This window comes from Cupriavidus sp. H39, from assembly GCF_050271075.1.
Lineage (GTDB): Bacteria > Pseudomonadota > Gammaproteobacteria > Burkholderiales > Burkholderiaceae > Cupriavidus > Cupriavidus necator_B.
On the sequence record NZ_CP189848.1, the window covers coordinates 2,789,912 to 2,814,157 of the forward strand.

Annotated in this window: 24 protein-coding genes and 1 tRNA gene; 11 read left to right on the plus strand and 14 right to left on the minus strand. The window is 68.0% G+C overall.

The window, feature by feature from the left end:
* Positions 1-70 precede the first annotated feature (70 nt).
* Complete coding sequence (locus ACOCMH_RS28295) at positions 71-1,699, minus strand: acyl CoA:acetate/3-ketoacid CoA transferase (protein WP_427310580.1); 1,629 nt, start codon at positions 1,697-1,699, stop codon at positions 71-73.
* Positions 1,700-1,889: 190 nt separating this feature from the next.
* On the opposite strand from ACOCMH_RS28295, the gene ACOCMH_RS28300 reads away from it, so the two are divergent.
* Entirely contained in the window at positions 1,890-2,669 is a 780-nt protein-coding gene (locus tag ACOCMH_RS28300; RefSeq protein ID WP_427310582.1) for an IclR family transcriptional regulator domain-containing protein, read from the plus strand.
* 530 nt (positions 2,670-3,199) lie between these two features.
* Here the strand turns inward: ACOCMH_RS28300 and ACOCMH_RS28305 are convergent.
* Positions 3,200-3,553, minus strand: coding sequence for a DUF1428 domain-containing protein (locus ACOCMH_RS28305; protein WP_427310583.1), 354 nt, complete (start codon positions 3,551-3,553; stop codon positions 3,200-3,202).
* A gap of 264 nt (positions 3,554-3,817) precedes the next feature.
* On the opposite strand from ACOCMH_RS28305, the gene ACOCMH_RS28310 reads away from it, so the two are divergent.
* Together ACOCMH_RS28310 and ACOCMH_RS28315 are read left to right on the plus strand one after the other, a co-directional pair.
* Positions 3,818-4,021 carry a hypothetical protein gene (locus ACOCMH_RS28310; protein ID WP_427310585.1) on the plus strand — a complete coding sequence of 68 codons (204 nt, stop codon included), beginning with the start codon at positions 3,818-3,820 and terminating at the stop codon, positions 4,019-4,021.
* A gap of 37 nt (positions 4,022-4,058) precedes the next feature.
* Complete coding sequence (locus tag ACOCMH_RS28315) at positions 4,059-6,305, plus strand: phosphocholine-specific phospholipase C (protein WP_427310587.1); 2,247 nt, start codon at positions 4,059-4,061, stop codon at positions 6,303-6,305.
* Positions 6,306-6,327: 22 nt separating this feature from the next.
* On the opposite strand, the gene ACOCMH_RS28320 is transcribed toward ACOCMH_RS28315, so the two are convergent.
* The 5 genes from ACOCMH_RS28320 to ACOCMH_RS28340 all read right to left on the minus strand — a co-directional run bounded on the left by ACOCMH_RS28320 (position 6,328) and on the right by ACOCMH_RS28340 (position 9,015).
* Complete coding sequence (locus ACOCMH_RS28320) at positions 6,328-6,906, minus strand: hypothetical protein (protein ID WP_427310588.1); 579 nt, start codon at positions 6,904-6,906, stop codon at positions 6,328-6,330.
* 56 nt (positions 6,907-6,962) lie between these two features.
* The gene (locus ACOCMH_RS28325) at positions 6,963-8,024 is read right to left on the minus strand and encodes an extracellular catalytic domain type 2 short-chain-length polyhydroxyalkanoate depolymerase (RefSeq protein ID WP_427310590.1); all 1,062 of its coding nucleotides are present in this window, start codon (positions 8,022-8,024) and stop codon (positions 6,963-6,965) included.
* 158 nt (positions 8,025-8,182) lie between these two features.
* Complete coding sequence (locus ACOCMH_RS28330; RefSeq protein WP_427313386.1) at positions 8,183-8,383, minus strand: response regulator transcription factor; 201 nt, start codon at positions 8,381-8,383, stop codon at positions 8,183-8,185.
* On the minus strand, positions 8,359-8,634 hold the full coding sequence (locus ACOCMH_RS28335) for a response regulator transcription factor (RefSeq protein WP_427310592.1): 276 nt from the start codon (positions 8,632-8,634) through the stop codon (positions 8,359-8,361). The genes ACOCMH_RS28330 and ACOCMH_RS28335 overlap by 25 nt, the downstream gene beginning before the upstream one ends.
* 99 nt (positions 8,635-8,733) lie before the next feature.
* Entirely contained in the window at positions 8,734-9,015 is a 282-nt protein-coding gene (locus ACOCMH_RS28340) for a hypothetical protein (RefSeq protein WP_427310594.1), read from the minus strand.
* A gap of 125 nt (positions 9,016-9,140) precedes the next feature.
* Between ACOCMH_RS28340 and ACOCMH_RS28345 the strand changes: the two genes are divergently transcribed.
* The 6 genes from ACOCMH_RS28345 (at position 9,141) to ACOCMH_RS28370 (ending at position 14,948) form a co-directional block, all read left to right on the plus strand.
* Complete coding sequence (locus tag ACOCMH_RS28345) at positions 9,141-9,896, plus strand: hypothetical protein (RefSeq protein ID WP_427310596.1); 756 nt, start codon at positions 9,141-9,143, stop codon at positions 9,894-9,896.
* Positions 9,897-10,019: 123 nt separating this feature from the next.
* Positions 10,020-11,705 (plus strand): S8 family serine peptidase, encoded by a 1,686-nt coding sequence (locus ACOCMH_RS28350; RefSeq protein ID WP_427310597.1) that lies wholly within the window; start codon positions 10,020-10,022, stop codon positions 11,703-11,705.
* Positions 11,706-11,774: 69 nt separating this feature from the next.
* Positions 11,775-12,710 (plus strand): hypothetical protein, encoded by a 936-nt coding sequence (locus ACOCMH_RS28355; protein ID WP_427310599.1) that lies wholly within the window; start codon positions 11,775-11,777, stop codon positions 12,708-12,710.
* Between the two features lie 5 nt (positions 12,711-12,715).
* The gene (locus ACOCMH_RS28360) at positions 12,716-13,510 is read left to right on the plus strand and encodes a DUF4239 domain-containing protein (protein ID WP_427310601.1); all 795 of its coding nucleotides are present in this window, start codon (positions 12,716-12,718) and stop codon (positions 13,508-13,510) included.
* A 70-nt stretch (positions 13,511-13,580) separates the two neighbouring features.
* Positions 13,581-14,120, plus strand: coding sequence for a glycoside hydrolase family 19 protein (locus ACOCMH_RS28365; RefSeq protein WP_427313387.1), 540 nt, complete (start codon positions 13,581-13,583; stop codon positions 14,118-14,120).
* Positions 14,121-14,237: 117 nt separating this feature from the next.
* On the plus strand, positions 14,238-14,948 hold the full coding sequence (locus ACOCMH_RS28370) for an endonuclease/exonuclease/phosphatase family protein (protein ID WP_427310603.1): 711 nt from the start codon (positions 14,238-14,240) through the stop codon (positions 14,946-14,948).
* 133 nt (positions 14,949-15,081) lie between these two features.
* Here the strand turns inward: ACOCMH_RS28370 and ACOCMH_RS28375 are convergent.
* Together ACOCMH_RS28375 and rpoD are read right to left on the minus strand one after the other, a co-directional pair.
* Positions 15,082-15,160 (minus strand) — tRNA-Ile (locus ACOCMH_RS28375).
* Positions 15,161-15,170: 10 nt separating this feature from the next.
* Positions 15,171-17,447, minus strand: a complete 2,277-nt coding sequence (gene rpoD, locus ACOCMH_RS28380; protein WP_427310605.1) for an RNA polymerase sigma factor RpoD — start codon at positions 17,445-17,447, stop codon at positions 15,171-15,173.
* Between rpoD and ACOCMH_RS28385 the strand changes: the two genes are divergently transcribed.
* Complete coding sequence (locus ACOCMH_RS28385; RefSeq protein ID WP_427310607.1) at positions 17,437-17,844, plus strand: hypothetical protein; 408 nt, start codon at positions 17,437-17,439, stop codon at positions 17,842-17,844. The two genes, rpoD and ACOCMH_RS28385, sit on opposite strands and share 11 nt — an antisense overlap.
* A 106-nt stretch (positions 17,845-17,950) precedes the next feature.
* Here ACOCMH_RS28385 and dnaG read toward each other — a convergent pair whose 3' ends face one another.
* From dnaG to ACOCMH_RS28405, 4 genes are all read right to left on the minus strand, one after another.
* The gene (dnaG, locus tag ACOCMH_RS28390) at positions 17,951-19,762 is read right to left on the minus strand and encodes a DNA primase (protein ID WP_427310609.1); all 1,812 of its coding nucleotides are present in this window, start codon (positions 19,760-19,762) and stop codon (positions 17,951-17,953) included.
* Between the two features lie 200 nt (positions 19,763-19,962).
* Positions 19,963-20,412 carry a GatB/YqeY domain-containing protein gene (locus ACOCMH_RS28395; RefSeq protein ID WP_427310611.1) on the minus strand — a complete coding sequence of 150 codons (450 nt, stop codon included), beginning with the start codon at positions 20,410-20,412 and terminating at the stop codon, positions 19,963-19,965.
* A gap of 126 nt (positions 20,413-20,538) precedes the next feature.
* Entirely contained in the window at positions 20,539-20,751 is a 213-nt protein-coding gene (gene rpsU / locus ACOCMH_RS28400) for a 30S ribosomal protein S21 (RefSeq protein WP_171516120.1), read from the minus strand.
* Positions 20,752-20,893: 142 nt separating this feature from the next.
* Positions 20,894-22,153, minus strand: a complete 1,260-nt coding sequence (locus ACOCMH_RS28405) for an NAD(P)/FAD-dependent oxidoreductase (RefSeq protein ID WP_427310613.1) — start codon at positions 22,151-22,153, stop codon at positions 20,894-20,896.
* Positions 22,154-22,307: 154 nt separating this feature from the next.
* Between ACOCMH_RS28405 and tsaD the strand changes: the two genes are divergently transcribed.
* Positions 22,308-23,342 (plus strand): tRNA (adenosine(37)-N6)-threonylcarbamoyltransferase complex transferase subunit TsaD, encoded by a 1,035-nt coding sequence (tsaD, locus tag ACOCMH_RS28410; RefSeq protein ID WP_427310615.1) that lies wholly within the window; start codon positions 22,308-22,310, stop codon positions 23,340-23,342.
* Between the two features lie 56 nt (positions 23,343-23,398).
* Here tsaD and folE2 read toward each other — a convergent pair whose 3' ends face one another.
* Positions 23,399-24,202: a GTP cyclohydrolase FolE2 gene (folE2, locus tag ACOCMH_RS28415; RefSeq protein WP_427310617.1), complete on the minus strand. Its 804-nt coding sequence runs from the start codon at positions 24,200-24,202 to the stop codon at positions 23,399-23,401.
* Between the last annotated feature and the right edge of the window lie 44 nt (positions 24,203-24,246).

The window sequence follows — 24,246 nt, forward strand, 5'->3', positions numbered from 1 at the left end:
CTGGCGTGCCTCCTTGCGAGCCGGTCATGGCCGGCCCGTCCGATGGAATGGTGTTGTGGTGCGGCGGCCGTTACAGGCGCAGGGTCCCGGCCTGGAACAGCCGTGCATCCATCTCGCGCAGGTCCGGCGCCACCGCCACGGGGGTTGCGCACTGGTCCAGCACATCGCGCTGCAGGTCGACGCCGGGGGCGATCTCGACCAGCGTGAGGCGGGCTTCGCCGTCCTCGCTGGCGCGCATCTCGAACACCGCGCGTTCGGTGATGTACACCACCGGGATGCCCAGCGACGCCACGTAGGGGCCGTTGAAGCTCAGGTGCGACACCTCCGGCACGATCTTCTTCACGCGGCCTTCGCGCACGATCTGCAAGCTGCCGTCGCCCGCGCGCACTTCCAGCCCGCCCGCCGTCAGCGTGCCCATGAACACCACCGCGCGCGCGCTCTGGGTGATGTTGATGAAGCCGCCGACGCCGGCAATCAGCGCGCCCTCGCCTTCGCCAAACTTGCTGACGTTGACGTTGCCCTCGCCATCCAGTTCGGCCAGGCCGAGGATGGCCAGGTCGATGCCGCCGCCCTCGTAGAAGTCGAACTGCGCCGGCTGGTCCACCACCGCTTCCGGGTAGGCCGAGGCACCGAAACTGAGGCCATCCGCAGGCGTGCCACCGATGGGGCCGGCTTCCACGGTCAGGGTGAAGCCGTGCAGCCCGGCCTGGTGCGCCAGCATCCCCACCGCCGCCGGCATGCCTACCCCCAGGTTGACCACGCGCGGCGCGCGCCGCGCCAGCTCCATCACCGCGCGGCGCTGCACGATGGTGCGCGCGTCGAGCGGCCCCGCCGCGGGCGACGGCGCAGCCGCCTCGTCGGCGGCGTCCGTGCCCTGCCAAGGTGTCACGTAGGCCGGGTTGAAGGCCTCGGCAAAGGTCATCTGGTGGTTGGCGGGGTTGTCGCAGACCACCACGTAGTCGACCAGGATGCCGGGCACGTGGATGGCCTGCAGGATCTCGTGGTGGTCGACCACGCTTTCGACCTGCGCGATCACGATGCCGCCCGAGTTATGCGCGGCCTGCGCCAGCGCCAGCAGCTCGTGGTGGAAGGCTTCGCGATGGGTGCTGAGGTTGCCGCGCGCATCGGCCGCGGTGCAGCGGATCAGCGCGCAGTCGATGGGGAAGCTGGGGTAGAACAGGTACTCGTCGCCGCGGAAGTCGACCGCATCGACCCAGCATGCCTTGCCCTCGGCAATCGCCCGGCGTGCGCGCTGGTTGACCGCCCCGCCATGGTAGCGCGCGTCCTGCGCGGTACGCGGGTCGACGAAGGTGTGCAGCCCGATCTTGGTCATCACGCCAGGCTTGCCGCCGGCGATGGCGCGGTACAGGTGCGTCAGCACGCCTTGCGGCAGGTTGTAGCCCTCGCACTGTTCCGCCATGGCCAGCGTGGCCAGCCGGGTGGCCGAACGCCAGTGGCCGCCGACCACGGTGGCGGTCATGCCGGCGTTGCCGAAATGGTTCACGCCGCGCGCGCCGCGGTCGCCCTGGCCGGCCGAATACACCAGGGTCAGGTCGCGCGGCAGCCCGTTGTGCAGGAAGCGCTGCTCCAGCGCCTCGGTCACGGCCTCGGCGTGGCCGGCCCCGACAAAGCCCGCGCTGGCCACGGTCCAGCCGTCCTGCACGAGCGCCGCCGCTTCACGCGCGGTGATTACCTTCATCGTTGTCTCCGGTTCTGGTGATGCCGTCCCGCATCGGTGGCGGCACGTTTTTCCGTCGATCTTGTTTTGCGAACATTTGTTCGGAAACCGCTATCATACGGAGATGCAGCCCACCGGCGCAAGTCCTGCCGGCATCGGTGTGCCTGTGCTTTAGCGTCCATTTCAATCCATCTCCCCCCAAACAGCCGCCATGCCGCAAGCCGAAGCCGCCAAGAAAGACGAACTGCTGGAATCGCTGAGCAAGGGCCTGGCGCTGCTGCGCCTGCTTGGCGCCGGGGCGGAGCGGCTGACCATGCAGGATGTCGCCGAGCAGCTCGACGTGACCCGGGCCGCCGCGCGGCGGCTGCTGCTGACGCTGGAACACAACGGCTACGTCGCGCAGGACGGCCGCCACTTTGCGCTGACGCCGCGGGTGATGGAGCTGGGCTACGCCTACTTTGCCTCGATGAGCCTGCCGCAACTGGCGCGGCCCTACCTGCAGGGCCTGTGCGAGTCGCTCGGCGAAAGCTGCTCGCTGGGCGTGCTCGATGCGGATTCCGTGGTGCTGGTGGCGCGCGAGGAGCCGCGCCAGCTGCTGCGCGTGGACATGGCGCTGGGACGCCGGATGCCGGCCTATGCGCATTCGCTTGGCCGCGTGCTGCTGGCGGGCCTGGACGACGGCGCGCTCGAGACCTACCTGGCGGGTGCGACCCTGCGCAAGCTGACGCCATTCACGGTCGGCTCGCGCACGACGCTGGCGCGCACGCTGCGGCAGGTGCGTGCCGACGGCTACTGCGTGCTGGTCAGCGAACTGGTCGATGGCTATGCCGGAATCTCGGTGCCGCTGCGCGACCAGGCCGGCAAGGTGGTCGCCGGGCTCGGCTTCAGCATGGTGCTGGGCAGCCGCGACCGCGCCCACCTGGAAGCGCGCTTCCTGGCGCCGCTGCGCGAGGCCGCCGCCCGTATCGAAGCCATCCTGCAGGCGCGCTGAGCCGCGCCCCGGCTCATGTAGAAAAGCCCCGCGTGCCGGGGAGGCAGCGGGGCTCAAATGGTAGCGGGGCAATCTGTTCGACCACCCACGCCGTCGATCTTGGCGCATCGCGCCGCGGCGGGCATCCCCCAAATGCGGGCCATCGCCAGGACCGCGTGGCTGGCAGGCTGCAGGCGCGCCCTGCAAAGCCAGTCAATCATGGCCTTGTCACACGCTTGAAGGAATCCGGGTTTTCGCCGAGCGGGTTTTCGCCAGCTTCCGGTGAGCCGCCGGATGCGGTCTACTGGTCTCACATCGACGCCCCTGGCACCGCCAACCCGGATTGCCACCGCCGATGGTGCTGCAGAACTAGTCCAATGACCGGGAGACAGACCATGGTGACGAAGAAAGAAGAGGCTTTCGTACTGAAGAACCTTCTCGCCCTTGCCGCAGTGGAAACCCTGGGCGGGGCGATCGCCCTGGGCATGGTCTTCCACCTGATCTGAGCCACCACCCGGGCGCCGGCGCTGCCACGCCGGCGCCCGGCCCGCTCACGCTTCGACAATCACCTCGAAGCCGCCAAAGATCATCCGCTGCCCGTCGAATGGCATCGGATCCATGCCTTCCTTCAGGCGCGGGTCCGCCATCGCCGCCTTCAGGCCGGTGTCGCGCTGCTCGCGCGACGGCCACAGGATCCACGAGAACACCACCGCTTCATCGTCCTTGCGCTGCACCGCCATCGTAAAGGACGTGACCTTGCCTTCCGGCACATCGTCCCCCCAGCATTCCACCACTTTCAGCGCGCCGTGTTCCTTGAACACCGCGGCGGCCTTTTGCGCCATCTCGCGATATCGGTCGCGATTGGCCTGGGGAACGGCAAGCACGTATCCGTCGATATAGGACATGGACTTCACTCCTGGTGAGGTTGAATTCGCTTGCGTCGGCTAGAACGCAAACGCGTCTGACTACCATAGTCCATTGCCGCGGCGTCAGCGCGTGTTTGCTGGCGTTTCCGGATGGCTCCGGAAGTCGGCCATCACCACCGTTTCCGCTACCCCGTCTGCAGCAGCGAGTGCCATCGAAGCCATGTCATCGGCACGTCACCGCCCCTGCCTACACTCGCCTGGCCCCGGCTTCCAGCGGCCGCCACGACAACCCCAGGTGAATCCATGCTCTCCCGCAGACTGCCCACCACCCTGGCCGCGATGCTGATCGCGGCGACATTGCTCTCCGCTTGCGGCGGCGGCGACGGCGACGGCGCCACCCTGTCGCAAGCCGCGGCGCTCACGCCGGCCGCCGTGCCGGGCAAGCCGGGACAGCCCGGCAGCAAGCCGGACCAGCGGCCCGAACCGGTCATCCGCTGCGCTCCCTGAACCCCTCCGCAAGCTCGCACGCCCATCCGATAAAACCATGGTCTCTCGCCGCAATTTCCTGCAGGCCGCAGCCGGCACCGGCTTCGCCGCCGCCGCGCTGGCCGCGTTCCCGCCCAGCATCCGCAAGGCCCTGGCCATCCCGGCCAACAATGCCACCGGCACCATCAACGATGTCGAGCACGTGGTGATCCTGATGCAGGAGAACCGGTCCTTCGACCACTACTTCGGCACGCTGCGCGGCGTGCGCGGCTTCGGCGACCGCTTTACCATTCCGCTGCCCGACGCGCGCAACGTATGGCAGCAACAGCGCGCCAACGGCGCGGTGCTGACGCCGTACCACCTCGACGGCACCAGCAACAACGCGCAGCGCGCGGCCGGTACCCCGCATGCGTGGCTGGACAGCCAGCAGGCCTGGGACCACGGCCGCATGGCCAACTGGCCCACGTACAAGACCAGCACGTCGATGGGTTACTTCAAGGAACAGGAGATCCCGTTCCAGTTCGCACTGGCCAACGCCTTTACCCTGTGCGACGCGTACCACTGCTCGATGCACACGGGCACGGACGCGAACCGTGCCTTCCACCTGACCGGCACCAATGGCCCGACCGCCGCCAATGTCGCCTTCGTCAACAATGAGTGGGACGCGATCGACGGCCTGCCGGCCTCGGCCAACACCGGCTACACCTGGAAGACCTACGCCGAGCGCCTGGAAGCCGCCGGCATCAGCTGGATCTGCTACCAGAACATGCCGGACGAATGGGGCGACAACATGCTGGGCGCATTCCAGCAGTTCCGCCAGGCCAACCTCGCGTCGGGATATCCGGTGTCCAGCGGCGGCGCGCCGGGTGCGCCCTATGCCAACACCGGCCAGCCGCTGCCCTACCACGCCTACGATGCCGCCACCGACAACCCCGGCAACCCCCTGTACAAGGGCGTGGCCAACACCCTGCCCGGCAGCCGGCCCGACGAGTATCTCGACGCCTTCCGCCGCGACATCCGCGCAGGCACGCTGCCGCAGGTCTCGTGGATCAACGCGCCATCGATCTATTGCGAGCATCCCGGACCTTCCAGCCCGGTGCAGGGCGCCTGGTTCCTGCAGGAGGTACTGGATGCCCTGACCGCCGTGCCCGAGGTCTGGAGCAAGACCGTGCTGCTGGTCAACTTCGACGAGAACGACGGCTATTTCGATCACGTCCCCTCGCCCTCGGCGCCATCGGTGAATCCCGAGCAGACGCTCGCCGGAAAGTCGACGCTGAGCGACGCCGAGATGCAGGCCGAATACTTCAACCAGCCGGCACCGCCGGGCAGCCGGACCCAGCCCGCGCCGGACGGCCGCGTCTACGGCCCGGGGCCGCGCGTGCCGCTGTACGTGATCTCGCCGTGGAGCCGCGGCGGCTGGGTCAACTCGCAGGTGTTCGACCACACTTCCGTGCTGCGCTTCCTGGAAGCGCGCTTCGGCGTGGCCGAACCCCATATCAGCCCATTCCGCCGGGCCGTGTGCGGCGACCTGACCAGCGCCTTCAACTTCAGGACACCCAACACCGAGGCGCTGCCCACGCTCGGCGGGCGCATCACGCGCAGCGACGCCGACCAGCTGCGCCGCGCGCAGCAGGCCCTGCCAGCGGTGCCACTGCCCGCCGACATGCAGATGCCGCAGCAGGCCGCCGGCACCCGCCCATCGCGCGCGCTACCGTACGAACTGCACACCAGCGCGCGCTGCAGCGCCGTGGGCGAGGTCGAGCTGGTGTTTGCCAACACCGGCACCCAGGCCGCGGTGTTCCATGTCTACGACCGCCACCAGCTCGGACGCATTCCGCGCCGCTATGTCGTGGAAGCGGGCAAGTCGCTGAGCGATACCTGGCACGCGTTCCAGGACAATGCCGGGCAATACGACCTGTGGGTGCTCGGGCCCAACGGCTTTCACCGGCATTTCCGCGGCGACACCAGGCGCATCGGCGACACCGGCATCGCCCCCGAGATCCGCGTCTGCTACGACATTGCCAATGGCGATGTCTACGTCGACCTGATCAATGCCGGCCGCCAGGCGTGCCGCTTCAACGTGCAGGCGCTGGCGTACCGCAGCGATGGCCCGTGGCCGGTCACCGTCGGCGCCAACGGCGACAAGGCGGTGCACTGGTCGCTCGAGCAAAGCGGACAGTGGTACGACTTCGCCGTGACGTGCGACAGCGACCCGGCCTTTTATCGCCGCTTTGCCGGGCGGGTGGAAACCGGCCGGCATACGGTCAGCGATCCGGCGATGGGATCGCCGGCCGCACCGGCCTGAGCCACTCGGCCTGCTCCTTGGCTCAGGCGTCCCCCGCTGCGCCCTGCCCCGCCACGTCCGCTACCGCAGCGCGCGGCATCGGCTCCGCCAGCGCCGACTGCAGCCATCGGGTCCAGGCCGGCACCAGGGCGGCGCCCAGCGCGGCGGACTGTGCCGCACAGGCCTTGGCGGCCTCCTGCCAGTCCCCCAGCGCGCGCAGCGTTGCCAGGCCGAGGTCGTTGCCGTCGCGCGCATCGCCGACATCTTCCAGGTAGCGCGCCACCGCTTCGCGCACGGCGTCGTTGTAGCCGGCCCTGGCCTGCGACGCGCGCGCGGCGAGGTCCGCCTCCATCGCATCCAGGCCGCGCCAGGCATGCGCGATGGCGGCCAGGTCGAGGCGGTCGCGCTCCGCGCGCCACCATTGCGACTGGTGCGCGGCGCGTTCCTCGCCATACCGGTTCAGCGCGGCCAGTGTCTGGCGCGCCAGCGTCCGCGCCAGCCTGGGGTCGGCGGCACTGAACGGCGCCTGCGCGAGCGCGGCGGCGGCTTGCATATGGCACAGGGCGAGTTCCAGCGCGGTACGGCTGGCGCTTTCCCATTGGGCTTGCAGGATCGACAGCATGGCAGATCTCCTTGCGGGATGAAGCAGTGGCTCGGACGGGGCGGTGGCGGCCGCGCTCACTGGCGCGCCGCGCCGAGCTGGCGGACCATGCGCATGACCGCGGCCATCTGCGGCGCCTCGCGCGAAAAGAAGTCCGGCTGGGCCGGGTCGGCGCTGGTATAGCCCCAGAAATCCCAGCAGCCGAGTGGGTTGTGCCGCGACGCGCCGACCTGCGGGAACAGCACCACGATGCGGTTGGCGTCGGCACTCTCCAGGTAGCCCGCGCCCCGCACGAAGCGCTCGCCGACGGCGGTCGCGCCTTGCAGGCAGCCATGGAAGGCAACGTGGACGCGGCAACCCGCGCCGCCATCGGCAGCGCCCGTGCCGCACTGGGCGGGCACGTAGACATAGCCGCTGTCGGCGAGCAGCGCCTTGCCGCCGGGATCGAAGGCGCGCTGGTCAAAGCGCATCAGTTCGCCCGACGGCCGCGCCGCCGGCTTCAGCTCGCCATAGATCCACTGCAGGATCTGCCGTGCCTGCTCGAGCCCGCAATTGTTGAGGTAGGGCGACGCGCTCACCGCGCAGGCGGCATCGCCGGCCTGGCTGGTGATAAAGGCATGGCCGGCCGCGACATCGGCGACGTACTGCAGGTGCGATGCCGGCACGCCGGCGAGCGTGTAGAAGCGCCCCACCTGCGCCGCCACGCGCGGCAGCACGGTCTTGTCCTGGGTGCCGGCAAACACGTAGACGCGCTGGCGCGCCAGGTTCTGCACGGCGTCGATGCGGCCATCGCGCGCGAAGGTGCGCGCCGCGTCCAGCGCCGCCTGCCCGTCCGGACCGGTATCGCCGACCGGCTGCATGCATTGGGTTGCGGCCGCGGTGGCGGGCGGCGTGGGCGCGAACAGGCCGGCGCAGTAGAACGGCCCGCCCGCGACCACGCCGGCGCCGACCATGGTCGCGGAATACGCAACGTGGAACTGCGTGGCCATGAATGCGCCTGACGACAGCCCGGACACCGAGGTCTGCGCCACGTCCGCACCCAGCGCGGGCAGCGTCTGCGCCGCGGCGCCGGCGCTGGCGCCGAGCGCGCAGGCCGCGGCAAGGGCCCGGTAGCGGGCGGTTGGCTTGCATCGGATCATGATGGTTCCTTGCACGGCGACTGGGATCGAAAGGCCGGACAGGTCCCGGCGCGCAGCACACCAGTCGCCATGCGGCGGCTGCATGGTCCATTGTCGGAAGCCACCACCGTGCCGGGCCATTGGGCAAATGCGGTACCGCGCAACAGTGCGTGGCTGGGCTATGCCGGCGCGGCGCCGCGGGTCTGGTCGCGCGGCAGCGCCAGCCATCCCCGGCGCACGCACAAAAACAGCAGGGCGCAGACATTGCCTGCGCCCGTCTTCTGCAGCAGCCGCGCGCGATGGGTGCGCGCGGTCTGGTCGCTGATGCCCAGCGCGCGTGCGATTTCCTTGTCGCTCAGGCCGCGCCCCAGCCATTCCAGATATTCACGTTCGCGTTGCGAGAATGGATTATCCGCGGGAGCGGGCCCGCTTTTTTAAACAGCTCGCGCTGGCGCGCGAGATAGTACATCGTCAATTGCGAGGATTTGCGCAATTGCATTTTCGCGAGCAGATGCTCGCGGTGCTTGCGCGCCGTCGATACCGAGAATGCAAGACGTGCGGCGATCTCGCGATCGCTCATGCCACGGGCAATGCAGGCGAGCACCGTCTCTTCCCGCGTGGTGAGGTTCATGCGGAGGGCTCCATGCGTTGGAACGAATGGTTCCGTCGCAGGAGCGGCAGCCGCGCGTCTAACTGTGCGTCAGTGCATCACAGGACCCTTAGTGCAAGGCTAGTTCGGACCTACGAGCGGCACCGGGGGCGGCCCGGTCGGGCTCCAGATCACTGCTTTTTTTTCGATGTCTTGCGGTGTTGCGCCGGCATGGTGGTTCGCACTTCCCGACAGTGCGATCCGGAATATCCGGATGCGGGCAGCAGTGGCGAATTCTAGGTGCTGGCTTTTGTATTTAAAAGCCAATTCATGCTGCGCGATTTTTAATTCTGATTGTTGCCCGGCATTATCCACTGCCAATACCGCATTTGCCCAATGGCGATAGCGCGGGCCAAAAACCAAGAATGAGTCCACCTGCCCCGGTGCCGCGCAAATGCGCAGCAAGGCGACAGGCGCGGCATCGGCGCCCGCTACGCGCGGCGCCGCCTCAATTCACTCAATCCACGCAGTTGCTCAAAGGAGTCGTCATGACCTACCCCATCCACACTGCCGTACTGGCGCCGCAGGGTGTTCTCGGCAATCTCGTCAGCGGCATCGGCAGCCTGCTGCCGTTCTCCGCGCAGCCGATGCTGGTGCCGCAGAGCGCGATGAACGACGCGGTGGCCCCGGCTGTGCGTGACGGCGTGCAGGCCGTGGTCACGCACTACGTGAACCCGGTGATCGGCCATGTCGCCGGCGCCGCCGCCGGCGCGCTGGCCCAGCATATTACGTTCCCCGAGCCCGGCCATACCGGCCCGATCGGCACCGTCATCTCGACCCACGCCCCGGGGTTCATCCAGGCGGCCGGCACTGCCGCCGGCTATCCCACGGTGGCCATTCACGGCGCCAACATCGTCCGCGAAGGCGCCCGCTACCTGCCGTTCTCTGCCTTGCCCACCGTCACGCTGGCACCGCAGGGCGTGTTCGGTTCGCTGATCGGCGCGGTGGCACCGACCCTCGGCCATGCCGTGGGGGGCCTGCTGGGCAACGCCGGCGTGGGCCAGCAGATCGGCACCGTGGCCGGGCATCTCGGCGGGCTGCTGCCGTTCTCGGCCCAGCCGCAGGTTGCGCTGGCACCGCAGGGCGTGTTCGGTTCGCTGATCGGCGCGGTGGCGCCGACCCTTGGCCATGCCGTGGGCGGCCTGCTGGGCAATGCCAATGTGGGCCAGCAGATCGGCACCGTGGCCGGCCATCTCGGCGGGCTGCTGCCGTTCTCGGCCCAGCCCCAAGTGGTCTACGCATGACCGCGCACAGGATGCCCTGCGCATGACCCCAGGCGCCTGACGGCGCCTCGCCGCGGGCCCGCGTTAACGCGCCGGCCCGCCCGAACCGATACGCGCGCCTGCTGGCGCCGGTGGAGAAAGCAAATGGAACGAGACAAGAAAGCTGACGCCGCGCGCGCCGGCGCAGGCAGCCATGGCGGCTCGGCTGGCCGCGAGGCCGTGGCGCTGGACGCTGGCCGCAAGCAATACCTGATCGCGCCGCGGCGCCACGCGCTGGCGCAGCAGGCGGGCGTGACGCCGATGTCGGCTGGCGAACTGCACAGCACGGTCACGCAGCTGCCCGGTGTGGAAATCGTGGACGTGGTCGAAGGCCACAAGAACACGCACCTGCATTCGGTGCGCCCCGACGAGGCCGCCAAGACCTATGTGGTCAAGCTCGACGCCGCGCACGCGCAGATGCTGCAGGCCACGGCGCCGCCGCACATGATCGTCGAGGAAGACCATCCGCTCGGCTATGGCCGCAAGTCCGAAGTCGAGACCTCCGACCGGCTGCATCCGCAATCGGCCTTCGACGGCCCGGTGTCGCGCCAGGTGCTGGTGCGCGTGCTGGGCACCGGCGACGCGCCGCTGGCGGGCGTGGCCATCACGCTCGCGGGCGATGGCTTTCCCGCGACCGCCACCACCGACGCCAGCGGCGAAGCCACGCTGGCGCTGGTGCAGCAGCAAGCCGGGCCGGCGCGCTCGCTGTTCGTGCGGCCGCTCAGCGGCTACTGGAACAAGTACCTGCTGTCGCCCCAGGTGGTGTCCGGCCAGCCCAACGTGGTGCGCGTGACGCCGTTGTCGCAACCGAATCCCGACGTGCCGCCGCAGGCGCGCTTCGGCTGGGGCCAGCGGCTGATGGGACTGGACCGGCTCACGCGCAGCTTCGGCGGCCGCGGCGTGCGCGTCGCGGTGGTCGATTCCGGCGCCGATGCCGCGCACCCGCTGCTGGCGCATATCCGCCATGGCAGGGACCTGACCGGCACCGGCACCGACGACACCTGGCGCCTCGACACCATCGGCCATGGCTCGCACTGCGCCGGCGTGATCGGCGCGCGGCCGCAGCCGGGCGAGCCGGGCCGCGCGTCTGCCGAGGCCCAGGCCACCATGCTGGGTTTCGCGCCCGAGGCAGAGATGCATGCGCTCAAGATCTTTCCCGGCGGGCAGTTCAGCACGCTGCTGCAGGCACTCGACTACTGCGTCGACCACGACATCGACGTGGTCAACCTGAGCCTTGGCGCGCCCCAGCCGTCGCAGGCGGTGGAGCAGAAACTGATCGAGGCCGTGCACAGCGGCGTGGCCTGCATCGTCGCCGCAGGGAATTCGGGCGGGCCGGTGCAGTACCCGGCGGCCTCGCCGTCGGTGCTGGCGGTATCGGCGCTGGGCCTGCAGAGCGAATTGCCGCATGACGTCTGGGAGCGTACGCAGGTGGTACAGCATGCTGCCACGCGCGCCGGGCTGTTTGCGCCGACGTTCTCGTGCTTCGGCCCGCAGATCGCCGTGTGCGGCCCTGGCGTGGGGATCATTTCGACCGTGCCGGGCGCCGCCTTCATGCCCGACTCCGGGACCTCGATGGCCGCGCCCCATATCGCGGGACTGGCGGCGCTGCTGCTGTCCGATCCGCAATTGGCCGCGTGGATGGGGCCGCGCGGACCGCGCCGCGTCGCGGCGCTGTTCCAGCTGATCCGCGCCATCAGCTCGCCGATCGTGGCGCACGACCCCGAGAACCGCTTTGGCGTCGGCCTGCCGCAGCTGCAGAACCTGCAGCGCCTGCTGGGCCGTCCGCAGTAGCACGCGCCTTCCCGCTTCGCGGGCAATGCGGCCCGGCGTGCCGGGCCGCCGCTTCCGTCTTCCGACATCATGCGCACTCTCGATTTCACCTCGGCGCCATTGCGCCGCGCCGCTTCCGCCGCGGCAAATTCCGGGGCAGCCAGCCCGGCGGCGGCAACGCCGGCGCCGGCATGGCCGCGCGGACTTGCGGCTGCGCCGGCCAGCCTGCTGACCCTTGACGGGCAACTTCGGCATGAATGCGAAGCCATGGCGAGCCATGCCTTGCGGCTGGGCCTCCCGCTGCCTGCGGGCTGGATCGTGCTGCTCGGTCAAGAGCGCGAGGCGGCCGCGGCCGGCGATGCGTCGCTGCCGGCAGGCGCCGCCGCGCCAGCACCTTCGTCGCTACCGCAAGACGTGCCGGCCGCTTCCACGCGGCAGCTCGCGCAGCTTCACCAGGACCTTGCCCGGGCCATCGCGCCTGCCACGCCGCAATGCATCGCGCTGCTCGACGACGAGCGCCGCCGCGCGCATCCGCTCGCCTGCCTCGGACCGGTGCCGCTGGTGCGCACCCTGACCGGCACCGCGGTGTGCTGCCTGTTGGCGGTAGTGCTGACCGGCCTGCCCGCCGAGGTGTCGATGGAGAACATGCGCGCGGGCATCCTGGCCTCGTCGGGCCGCACGCTGCTGTTCAACATGCTGTTCCTGCTGTTCTGCGCCGGGCTGGGGGCCTCGTTCGCCTCGCTGTTCCAGGTCCACGGCTATATCGCCAAGGGCACCTATGACCCCAAGTACGACGCCGCCTACGCCGCGCAACTGATCCTTGGCGTCATGTCCGGCCTGATCCTGGTAGAGATGCTGCCGCCGCAGTTGTTCGACTCGGCCGGCATGCGCAGCTTCGGCAAGCCGGCGCTGTCGATGCTGGGCGGCTTCTCCGCGACCGCCGTGCATCGGCTGCTGCAGCGCATCGTCGAGATCGTCGAAACCGCGGTGCGCGGCAACGCGCCGCGCGAACCGCGCAAGGAGTGAACGCCATGCTGTTTCTCTACAGCCTGCCCAGCACCGGCATGGCCGCGCTCGTGGTGTCGGCCATCGTGGTGCTGGTGCTGGCCGGCTATGCCATCGCCCGCCGCTTCACGCTGATCGAAATCGATGCCGAGCAGCGCGCGATGGCGGTGTCGATGGTCTCGATCATCACCACCATCAACTCGCTGCTGGTGGCCTTTGCCGCCATCAACGTCTGGGACACCTACAACTCCGCCGACCGCACCGTAGCCGCCGAAGCCGCCGCGGCGGGCGAACTGGCGCGCGACCTGGCCGCGTTCGACAGCAGCGCCGCCGATGCCGCCGGCCAGGCCTTGCGCACCTACCTGGTCATGGTGGTGCACCAGGAATGGCCGCAGATGCAGCGCCACGGCAAGCCCGATGCGCACACCGAACAGCGCTTTGACGCGATGTTCGACCTGGCCAACCGGATCCGTCCGCTGGACAGCCGCCAGACCGTGCTGCTGGCGGAGGTGCTGACGCGTGTCAACGAGATGGTCAAGTACCGCCAGCAGCGGGTCCTGACGCTGCACGCCGCGATGCCCAACACCTTGTGGGGCGTGATCGTCATCGTCAGCGCGCTGTCGTTCGCGCTGCTGTACGTGCTGCCGGCCACGCCCTTCAACCTGGCGCTGATCACCGCCTGGGCCGTCACCATCGGCCTGGCGTTCTTCTTCCTGCTCGCGGTCGATCGCCCGTTCGCGGGCGAATTCAGCGTCAGCGCCGACCCGCTGCAACACACCATCGACACCCTGGTGGCCAACGGCACGTGGCCCGCGCAGTAGCCGTGCCGGCACCGACATGAGCCACCGCTAACACAGCACGCCATCACTACAAGGAGACCAGCCGATGCAAATGACACCAGAACAGTTCCGCGCCGCCACCGGCCTGAGCGAGCCGCAGTGCGCGCGCTGGTTCCCCCGCTTGCGCGACGCCATGCAGGCCTACGACATCGCGGGCGCGGCACGCATCGCCGCCTTCCTGGCACAGACCGGCCACGAGTCGCTCGGCTTCCAGTTCACCCATGAGCTGTGGGGACCGACGCCGGCGCAGGCGCTGTACGAGCCGCCTTCGCGCAAGGCCATGGTGCTCGGCAACGTGCGACCGGGCGATGGCAAGCGCTTCCGCGGCCGGGGGCTGATCCAGATCACCGGCCGCGCCAACTACGCGGCGTGCGCCGCGGCGCTGGGCGTCGACGTGACCGCCACGCCCGAACTGCTCGAACAGGACGCCTGGGCCGCGCGCTCGGCGGCGTGGTGGTGGCGCGCGCACGGCTGCAACGCGCTCGCCGACAGCGGCGATTTCATCGCGCTGACGCGGCGCATCAACGGCGGCACCAACGGCCTGGAGGACCGGCTGCGTCGCTGGAAGGTCGCCACCGCCGCGCTGTGCTGACGCTGTCACCGCATCTCCCGCATCTGGCGCAATGACCGATCATCCGCCGACGCCGCGCCTGCGCCAGCCCGTTTCAGCGGGAGTCCGCGGCAAGGCCTGACGAGCAAGGGGAACACCATGTCGAAGATCATCGTCTATTCGTGGAACAGCCAGGGCAACCACACGCGCGCAGACAAGCAGCGCGCCATCGACCGCATGGCCGCGACCGGTCCCACCATCATCATGCTGCAGGAGGGCGGCAGCGAGAAGCTGGTGAGCAGCGGTGCCGCCGCCAACTGGAAGGTGTTTGATGGATGCACGGTCGGGGCATACGATGAGCGCTGCACTCCATACGTGTTGCTGGAGACAACCTTCGCGGCGCAGGTGCGCGCCACGCAGGTCGACATTGTCGACGAGCGGGACGGCGTGGTGCTTGCAGGTGGCGTCGCCGGCCGCACCGCCAGCGGCGTCGCCATCGACAAGGTGCTGTTCATTTCATGGCATTCGATCGCCGCGCCGCAGAACGGCGACACGCGCGCGCTGCTGCGCGCTTTCGACAAGGCCAGCTGCTACGAGAAGTACGACCTCATCGTCATCGGTGGCGACTTCAACGCCAGCCCGGAAGACATCAGCGCGATGCTGGGGCGCGAAAACGATCGTACCCAGGCCAGGCTGAGGTATGCGTACCGCCAGGTCTTCTACTGCGGCAAGGCCACCCACCGCGGGCGCCAGGAGCGAGAGCTCGACTTCTTTGTCGTGCTGGCGAAGCGGCAGGTGTCGGCGACGGTCGAGCTGATCGAACAGATGCCGAGCGATCACGATGCGGTCAGGATGGTGCTGGAGCATTGACGGCGGTGCGGCGATGAATTGCCGTCTGCCACAGCCATGACAGCGCTGGCCAGGCGCTGGATGCGCAACGCGGGGCGGCGCCGCCATGAAAAAAGGGGCTACGGCATTCACCGTAACCCCTTTCCGACTGCATTGGTGGGCCTCCCGTGAGTCGAACACGGCACCAACGGATTATGAGTCCGCTGCTCTAACCAGGCATGAGCTAGAGGCCCTTGGAAGCGTTTAGTTGCCTTCCAGGAAACTCTTCAGCTTGTCCGAGCGGCTCGGGTGGCGCAGCTTGCGCAGGGCCTTGGCCTCGATCTGGCGGATCCGTTCACGCGTGACGTCGAACTGCTTGCCGACCTCTTCCAGCGTGTGGTCGGTGCTCATTTCGATGCCGAAGCGCATGCGCAGCACCTTGGCTTCGCGCGGCGTGAGCGAGTCCAGCACGTCCTTGACGACGTCGCGCATGGAGCCGTGCAGCGCCGCCTCGGCCGGGGCCAGCGTGTTGGTGTCCTCGATGAAGTCGCCCAGATGGGAGTCGTCGTCGTCACCGATCGGCGTTTCCATGGAGATCGGTTCCTTGGCGATCTTCATGATCTTGCGGATCTTGTCTTCCGGCATCTCCATCTTCTCGGCCAGCGTTGCCGGATCCGGCTCGTTGCCGGTTTCCTGCAGGATCTGGCGCGAGATGCGGTTCATCTTGTTGATGGTCTCGATCATGTGCACCGGGATGCGGATGGTGCGCGCCTGGTCGGCGATCGAGCGCGTGATGGCCTGGCGGATCCACCACGTGGCATACGTCGAGAACTTGTAGCCGCGGCGGTATTCGAACTTGTCCACCGCCTTCATCAGGCCGATGTTGCCTTCCTGGATCAGGTCAAGGAACTGCAGGCCGCGGTTGGTGTACTTCTTGGCAATCGAGATCACCAGGCGCAGGTTGGCCTCGGTCATCTCGCGCTTGGCTTCGCGGGCGCGCCGCTCGCCTTCGGCCATCTTGCGGTTGACGCCCTTCAGTTCCTTCAGCGGCAGCACCACGCGGGCCTGCAGGTCGATCAGCTTCTGCTGCAGCTCGTGCACGGCCGGCACGTTGCGCTCGACGATGGTGCTGTACGGCTTGCCATCGGCAACCACGGTGTGGATCCACTCGAGATTGGTCTCGTTGCCCGGGAAGCGGGCGACGAAATCGGCGCGCGGCATGCCGCACTTGTCCACGATGGTATTCAGGATGGCGCGTTCGAGCTTGCGCACTTCGTCCACCTGGCCGCGCAGCGTGTCGCACAGGCGCTCGACGTTGCGGGCGGTGAAGCGGATGCCCATCAGTTCGGCCTGAATCGCTTCCTGGGCCTTGACGTAGGGCTTGGAGTTGTAGCCTTCCTTCTCGAACGCACGGCGCATCTTGTCGAACTGCTCGGCGATCACGCGGAATTTCTCCAGCGCGTTCTGCTTCAGTTCTTCCAGCTGGCGCGCTGAGGCACCGGCGCCGGCACCGCCTTCCTCGTCGTCTTCCTCGTCGGCGTCTTCGTCGTCGTCGGAATCGAGCTCTTCATCGGCGGCGGGCGCGGCGGCCGCGGCCGGGGACTCGGCCACTTCCTCGGCGTTCGGGTCGATCAGGCCGTCGACGAATTCGTCGATCTTGATCTCGTCGTTGGCGACGCGCTCGGCATGGGCCAGGATCTCGGAGATGGTGACCGGGCAAGCCGAAATCGCCATCACCATGTCCTTCAGGCCGGCCTCGATGCGCTTGGCGATCTCGATTTCGCCTTCGCGCGTCAGCAGCTCGACCGTGCCCATCTCGCGCATGTACATGCGCACCGGGTCGGTGGTGCGGCCGAACTCGGAGTCCACCGTGGACAAGGCCGCCTCGGCCTCTTCCTCGGCTTCTTCCTCGCTGGTGGCGGACGGGGCGTTGTCGTTGAGCAGCAGCGTCTCGGCATCGGGCGCCTGTTCATAGACGGCGATGCCGATGTCGTTCAGCGTGGCGACCAGCGTGTCGATCGTTTCCGAATCGACCATGTCGTCCGGCAGGTGATCGTTGATTTCCGCGTAGGTCAGGTAGCCGCGCGACTTGCCGAGCTTGATCAGCGCCTTGAGCTTCTGGCGACGCAGCTCGAGTTCTTCCTCGGTGCCTTGCTGGGTCGAGGCGAACTCCTTGAGCAGGGCCTTTTCCTTGGCCTTGCGGTCCTTGGCTTTCTGCTTTTCGGTCTTCGGCGCCGCGGCTGGTGTTGCCGCCGGGCGCGTATCGTTCTCGTAAAACTCTTCAGTCACGTCGTCTGTTGTGCTGTCGTCGTGCTGCATCTCGGCCTTGGGCTTGCGGCCACGCTTTTTCGGCTCCGGCTTGATTGCCGGCGCAGCGGGACGCTCGGATGCAACGGATGCAGGGGTCGCGGCACGCGCCTTGGTTGCCGTAGTGGCCGCGCCTTGCTTGGCGCCTCCGCTCTTGGCGCCGGCGGCTGCCGCTCGCTTGCTCTCGACTTCGGTATTCTGCTGTTTCGCCACGGTGATACTCTTGCCTTTCACTGGTGCAGATGCTGATGCAGACGCGGCAACCTTGCCGCTCGTACTGGCGCTCTTGCCGCTCTCGCGTGCCGAAGTCGAGGCCTTTGTCTCTTTGGATGTGCGGGTTCTGGTGGGAGTCGTCACGGCGGGCGCTTGCGCGCGGCGCACGGACTTTGATGGCGCAGACCGGGCTGGCGTCTTGACGGTCGCGGTCGATGTCTTCGCCGCCGTGGTTTTCACAGACGCCTTGCCGCTCCCTGATTGGGGAGCTTTAGAGGTAACCCTTTCGGTTGCTTTGGCCTTTGCCATTGGCACGCTCACTTTCACCAGAACTGGAGAGAAAGATTTCGCAATCCAAACCGGCTATTGTAGCACGCCACGCATAGCCGGCTCCCTGTCAGGTGAGGTTTTCACCTGAAAAATCAAGGCTTAAGCTCGGCACAGCCGGGCCCGGTCCCTGATCCAATGCTCATCCAACGCTTGCTGCCGCCTCCCGGTTGAAGGCCAGGGCGCCCGCCGGCGCCTCAGCCCAGTTGGCGCCGCCGGTGGATTTCACCCACCAGCCAGCGCATGCGCTGCTTGGCCGCTTCGTCGGCCGTGCCGGCCACCACTTCGGCCTGCAGGCTGTCGAGTTCGCGCCGCAGCGGCTCGGCCAGCAACTTGGTGATGGCCGCGTCGAAATCCTGTATGGCGGGTGCTTCTTCAATCTCTTCTCGCAGCACCGCCGTGCGCGCCGCGGCATATACCTCGGCATATGGCGACTGGGCCAGGTGCTCGCTGAAGGCCGCAAAGTTCACCTCGCCCTCGACGCCGTCGCACGCGCTGACCAGGTGCGCCAGCACTTCGCTGTCCGCGCCTTCCCCGTCCAGCAGCAGCGCGCGCGCATCTTCATCGAGCCGCGCCGACAGCGCCGGGTAGCACATCAGCAGCTGGATCACCCGCTGCTCCAGGCCGGTCGGGGCCTGTCGGCGCGCGCGCGGACGCGGCTGGGCGAAGCGACCGACCCGCGCCGGATCGCTGCGCAGGCCGCAGATCGCCTCGATCTCCGCCGGGGTCGTCCCCGTGGCATCGGCAAGTTCGCGCACAATCTGTAGCCGCAGCCCACCCGCGGGCATGGCCTGCAGCAACGGCTTGGCCTCGTACTGGGCGCGCGCACGGCCCTCAGGCTGGCGCAGATCGAGTTCCTCGGTGACCGATTGCAGCAGGAAGCGCGACAGCGGCATCGCATTGCGCACCTGCGCGGCAAAGGCTTCGGTGCCCTCTTCGCGCACATAGCTGTCGGGGTCGTGCTCGGCCGGCAGGAACAGGAAACGGATGGTCTTGTTGTCGGCCACGTGGGGCAGGCAGGCTTCCAGCGCCCGCCTGGCGGCGCGTCGGCCGGCCGAGTCACCGTCGAACGAGAACACCACCGCATCGGTCTGGCGCAGCAGCTTCTGCACGTGCACAGGCGTGCACGCCGTGCCCAGGGTGGCGACGGCATTGGCAAAACCGAGCTGGGCCAGCGCCACGACGTCCATATATCCTTCGACCACCAGGACATAGCCGGTTTCCCGGATTGCATGGCGGGCCTCGAACAGCCCGTACAGCTCCGTGCCCTTGCTGAACAGCGGGGTCTCGGGCGAGTTCAGGTACTTGGGCTCGCCCTGCCCCATGACGCGACCCCCAAAGCCGATCACCGCGCCCTTGGTGTTGCGGATCGGAAACATGATGCGGTCGCGGAAGCGGTCGTAGCGCCGCGGCTTGCCGTCCGCGTCGCGCTTGTCACTTTCGATCAGCAGGCCCGCCTCGACCAGTGGCGCCGCCACATTGTCGTCGCGATAACTGCCGAACACCGCTTCCAGCCCCTGCCAGTCGTCCGGCGCATAGCCCAGGCCGAACTGACCGGCAATCTCGCCGGTCAGCCCCCGGCCCTTCAGGTACTGGATGGCCTGCGGGGCGCCGCGCAGCTGGCGGCGGTAGAAATCGGTGGCGCGGGCCATGGCGTCGGACAGCGCCACCGAGCGCGCCTGCTGCTCGGCACGCTGGCCGGGCGGCAGGCGGTCGCGCTCTTCCGGCACGGTCATGCCGACCGACTGGGCCAGCTCCCGCACCGCCTCCGGATAGGACTGGCCCGAAAACTCCATCAGGAAGCCGATGGCCGAGCCATGGGCGCCGCAGCCGAAGCAGTGATAGAACTGCTTGGTCGGCGACACCGTGAACGACGGGGACTTTTCGTTATGGAACGGGCACAGGCCCATGAAATTGGCGCCGCCCTTTTTCAGCTGCACATACTTGCCCACCACATCGACAATGTCGACACGGTTGAGCAGGTCCTGAATAAAGGATTGCGGAATCACCCGACTGACCGTCCTGAGGCTTGGCCGTCCCACGGCGGGCGGCCCTTTTTGGAATGCGTGACCGGTGCGGCGCCCGGCTGCTATCGGATTATTGTAGTGCAGCGGGGTACTGCCGCCCGGATTGCTTCACATCTGCACGCAACTCCTGCAATCACCCAGGATTTTGCCCACATCGTGCTTACAACCGATTAAATCAGTATTTACTTTGGTGCAAGCGCCGCCTTGACCAGGGCCGATACGGCGGTCATGTCGGCACGGCCAGCCAATTTGCCCTTGAGCACGCCCATCACCTTGCCCATGTCCTGAGGACCCGCGGCACCGGTGGCGGCGACCGCCTGCTCCACCTCGGCGGCCACTTCGGCATCGGACAGCGCCGCGGGCATGTAAACCTTCAGCACCTCAACCTCGGCGAGCTCCTTATCGGCCAGGTCGTTGCGGCCTGCCTGCTGGAACTGCGCGATCGAGTCCTTGCGCTGCTTGATCAGCTTTTCGACCACGACAAGCACCGCGGTGTCGTCCAGTTCCACGCGCTCATCGACTTCGCGCTGCTTGATCGCTGCCAGCAGCAAGCGGATGGTGCCAAGGCGCTCCGTTTCGCGGGCGCGCATGGCGGTCTTCATGTCTTCGCTGATACGGGCTTTGAGGGACATCGTGATCTTCCAGAAAGTAGGCGGGCGCTTACACATGGCGACGGATGCCGCGCTCTGCAAGGCCCACAACGCAAAAACCCGCCGAGCCGACGCCACAGCGGGTGAGGAACAAGCGCGAAGCCAGCGTCAGTACAGCTTCTTCGGCAGCATCTGGCTGCGGATGCGCTTGTAATGGCGCTTCTCTGCGGCAGCCTTCTTGCGCTTGCGCGCGGCGGTCGGTTTTTCGTAAAACTCGCGGGCCCGCAACTCCGGGAGCAGCCCGTTCTTCTCGATGGTGCGCTTGAAACGGCGCAGGGCAACTTCGAAAGGCTCGTTATCCTTGAGACGGATCGTAGTCATTTGGCCGGAAATGAAAGGACTCTCGGGATGGCAGCGATACGAAGTTCGGAATTGTAGCACCAACAATTCGGCGCGGAAGTGGCGCGAAATGGACACCGCGCACGTGGCGGATAGGGCGCATCCGGGACATCAGGGCTCCGCCTCAGGCCACCGACTGACCCGCCCGCGCCGTCCGTGCCGACTCTGCCGCAGCCTGCCCCGCCGCCACCGCCGAGGCCCAGGCCCACTGGAAGTTGTAGCCGCCCAGCCAGCCGGTCACGTCGACCACTTCGCCAATGAAATACAGGCCCGGCACGTCGCGCGCCATCATGGTGGCCGACGACAGCGCGCGCGTATCGACCCCACCCAGCGTGACTTCGGCCTTGCGGTAACCCTCGGTGCCGGACGGCACGATGCGCCAGTCGTTGAGCGCGGCGCCCAGCTTGCGCAGGGCCTTGTCGGTCACATCGTGCAGCGGCATCGTCGCCGCGACGCCCGCGGCGGTACACCACGCATCGGCCAGCCGCGATGGCAGCCGCTGCGCCAGCAGGTTGCCCAGGTGCTTGCGGCTGCCGGCCTTTTGCGCCAGCAGCCACGCGGCGGCGTCCTCGCCGTCGAACAGGTCGATGGCGATCGGCGTGCCGGCACGCCAGTAGCTGGAGATCTGCAGCACCGCCGGCCCCGACAGGCCGCGGTGCGTCCACAGCAGGTCCTCGCGGAACGCGCCGGCGGCCTTGCCGCTGCCGCTGGCGATATCCACTTCCAGCGACACCCCTGCCAGCGGCGCGAACGGGGCCCAGTCCCTGCCATCGAAGGTCAGCGGCACCAGCGCCGGGCGGGTCTCGACGATGCCCAGCCCGAACTGCCGTGCAATGCGGTAGCCAAAGTCCGTCGCGCCGATCTTGGGGATCGACAGGCCGCCGGTGGCCACCACCAGGGCCCCGGCGCGGACCGTGCCCGCGGCGGTGAGCAACAGGAAGTCATCCCCCTCGCGCCGGACTTCCGCCACCGTGCAGCCGGTCTGCCAGCGCACCTGTCCCGCGTCGCATTCGGCGCGCAGCATGGCGATCACGTCTTCGGCGCTGTCGTTGCAGAACAGCTGGCCGCGATGCTTCTCGTGCCAGTCGATGCCGTAGCGGCGCATCAGGCCAAGGAAATCCTGTGGCGTGTAGCGCGCCAGCGCCGAGCGGCAGAAGTGCGGATTGGACGACAGGTAATTGGCGGGACCGGCCTGCAGGTTGGTGAAATTGCAGCGGCCGCCGCCGGAGATGCGGATCTTCTCGGCGAGCCGGGTGGCATGGTCGATCAGCACCACGCGCGCGCCGTTCTGCCCCGCCACGGCGGCGCACATCATGCCCGCGGCGCCGGCGCCCAGCACCGCCACGTCATACCGGCCGGTCCGGGCCTGGGCTGCCCCGCTCATTGCACGCCTCGCGAATCCATGTGTCTTGCCACCGCCTGAGAAAGGGCAGATTGTAGCGAAAAGCGCGCCGCGCGCCGCTGTGCTACCCTGCGCGCTTCCTGCAAACCCTTGTTTCGACGGCTGTTTCCCTGAGCGGCGACGGCGTCATGCTCCCATGCTTGTCCTCGGCATCGAATCTTCCTGCGACGAAACCGGCCTCGCCCTTTATGACACCGGCGCCGGCCTGCTCGCGCACGCGCTGCACTCGCAGATCGCCATGCACCGCGACTACGGCGGCGTGGTCCCCGAGCTGGCATCGCGCGACCATATCCGGCGCGTGCTGCCGCTGCTGGAGCAGGTGCTGGCCGACGCCGGCCGCACCCGCCAGGACATCGACGCGATCGCCTTCACCCAGGGCCCCGGGCTGGCCGGCGCGCTGCTGGTCGGCGCGTCGGTGGCCAATGCGCTGGGCTTCGCGCTGAACGTGCCGATGGTGGGCGTGCATCACCTGGAAGGGCACCTGCTGTCGCCGCTGCTGACGCGCGAGCCGCCGCCGTTCCCGTTCGTGGCGCTGCTGGTGTCGGGCGGGCATACGCAGCTGATGGAAGTGCGCGGCATCGGCGACTACACGCTGCTGGGCGAAACCCTGGACGACGCCGCCGGCGAGGCGTTCGACAAGACCGCCAAGCTGCTGGGCCTGGGCTATCCGGGCGGGCCGGAAGTGTCGCGCCTGGCCGAGTTCGGCGTGCCCGGCGCATTCGAGCTGCCGCGCCCGATGCTGCATTCGGGCAACCTCGATTTTTCCTTCGCCGGCCTGAAGACCGCGGTGCTGACGCAAACCCGCAAGCTGGCCAATACCTGCGAGCAGGACCGCGCCAACCTGGCGCGTGCCTTTGTCGAGGCGATCGTCGATGTGCTGGCGGCCAAGTCGATGGCGGCGCTCAAGCAGACCGGGCACAAGCGGCTGGTGGTGGCGGGCGGCGTCGGCGCCAACCGGCAACTGCGCGACCGGCTGGACCAGTTGGGCAGGCAGCGCAAGCTCGAGGTGTATTACCCTGACCTGGCCTTCTGCACCGACAACGGCGCAATGATTGCGTTCGCCGGCGCGATGCGCCTGCAGGCCGCGCCGGAATTGGCGCGGCATGAATACGGCTATGGCGTGACGCCGCGCTGGGACCTGGCCGATATCCGGTTGCCGTCCGCCGCCTGACGCGCCAGAAAAAAGCCACCGCACTACGCGGTGGCTTTTCCAAGCCGCGGCAACGATCAGCCGACGCGCTTGTCCCGCTCGATCACCGCATACGCACTGTGGTTGTGGATCGACTCAAAGTTCTCCGCCTCCAGCACATAAGCCACGATGCGGTCATCCGCGTTCAGCCGCATGGCGATGTCGCGCACCAGGTCCTCGACGAACTTGGGGTTCTCGTAGGCACGCTCGGTCACGAACTTCTCGTCGGGCCGCTTGAGCAGCCCCCACAGTTCGCACGAAGCCTCTTCCTCGGCCATGCGCACCAGCGCTTCCACCGGCAGTTCGCCGGCGAGCTCCACGTTCATGGTGATATGCGAGCGCTGGTTGTGCGCGCCGTACTGCGAGATCTTCTTCGAGCACGGGCACAGGCTGGTCACCGGCACCAGCGCCTTCAGGAACACCCGCGTGGCGCCGTCGCGCACCTCGCCGGTCAGCGTGACTTCGTAGTCCAGCAGCGACTCCACGCCGGACACCGGCGCGATCTTGCTGATGAAGTACGGGAACGTAACCTCGATGCGGCCGGCCTCGGCTTCGAGCTTTTCCAGCATCTTGTCCAGCATCAGCCGGAAGCTGGCCAGTTCCAGCGGCGCGCGCTCTTCTTCCAGCAGCGCCACGAAACGCGACATATGCGTGCCCTTCTGGTCGGCGGGCAGGTGCACGTCGAGGTTGAAGGTGCCGACGGTCGGCACGATGCCGGCCGGGGTCTTCAGGGTCACGGGATAGCGCACGCCCTTCACGCCGACACGCTGGATCGGGATCTGGCGGGTGTCGGGGCTCGACTGGACGTCGGGCATGATGAAGGCGGGGTTGATGTCATTCATCTACGGTTTCCTCCAGGGCGGCGCCAGCACAGCGCCAGCCCTTA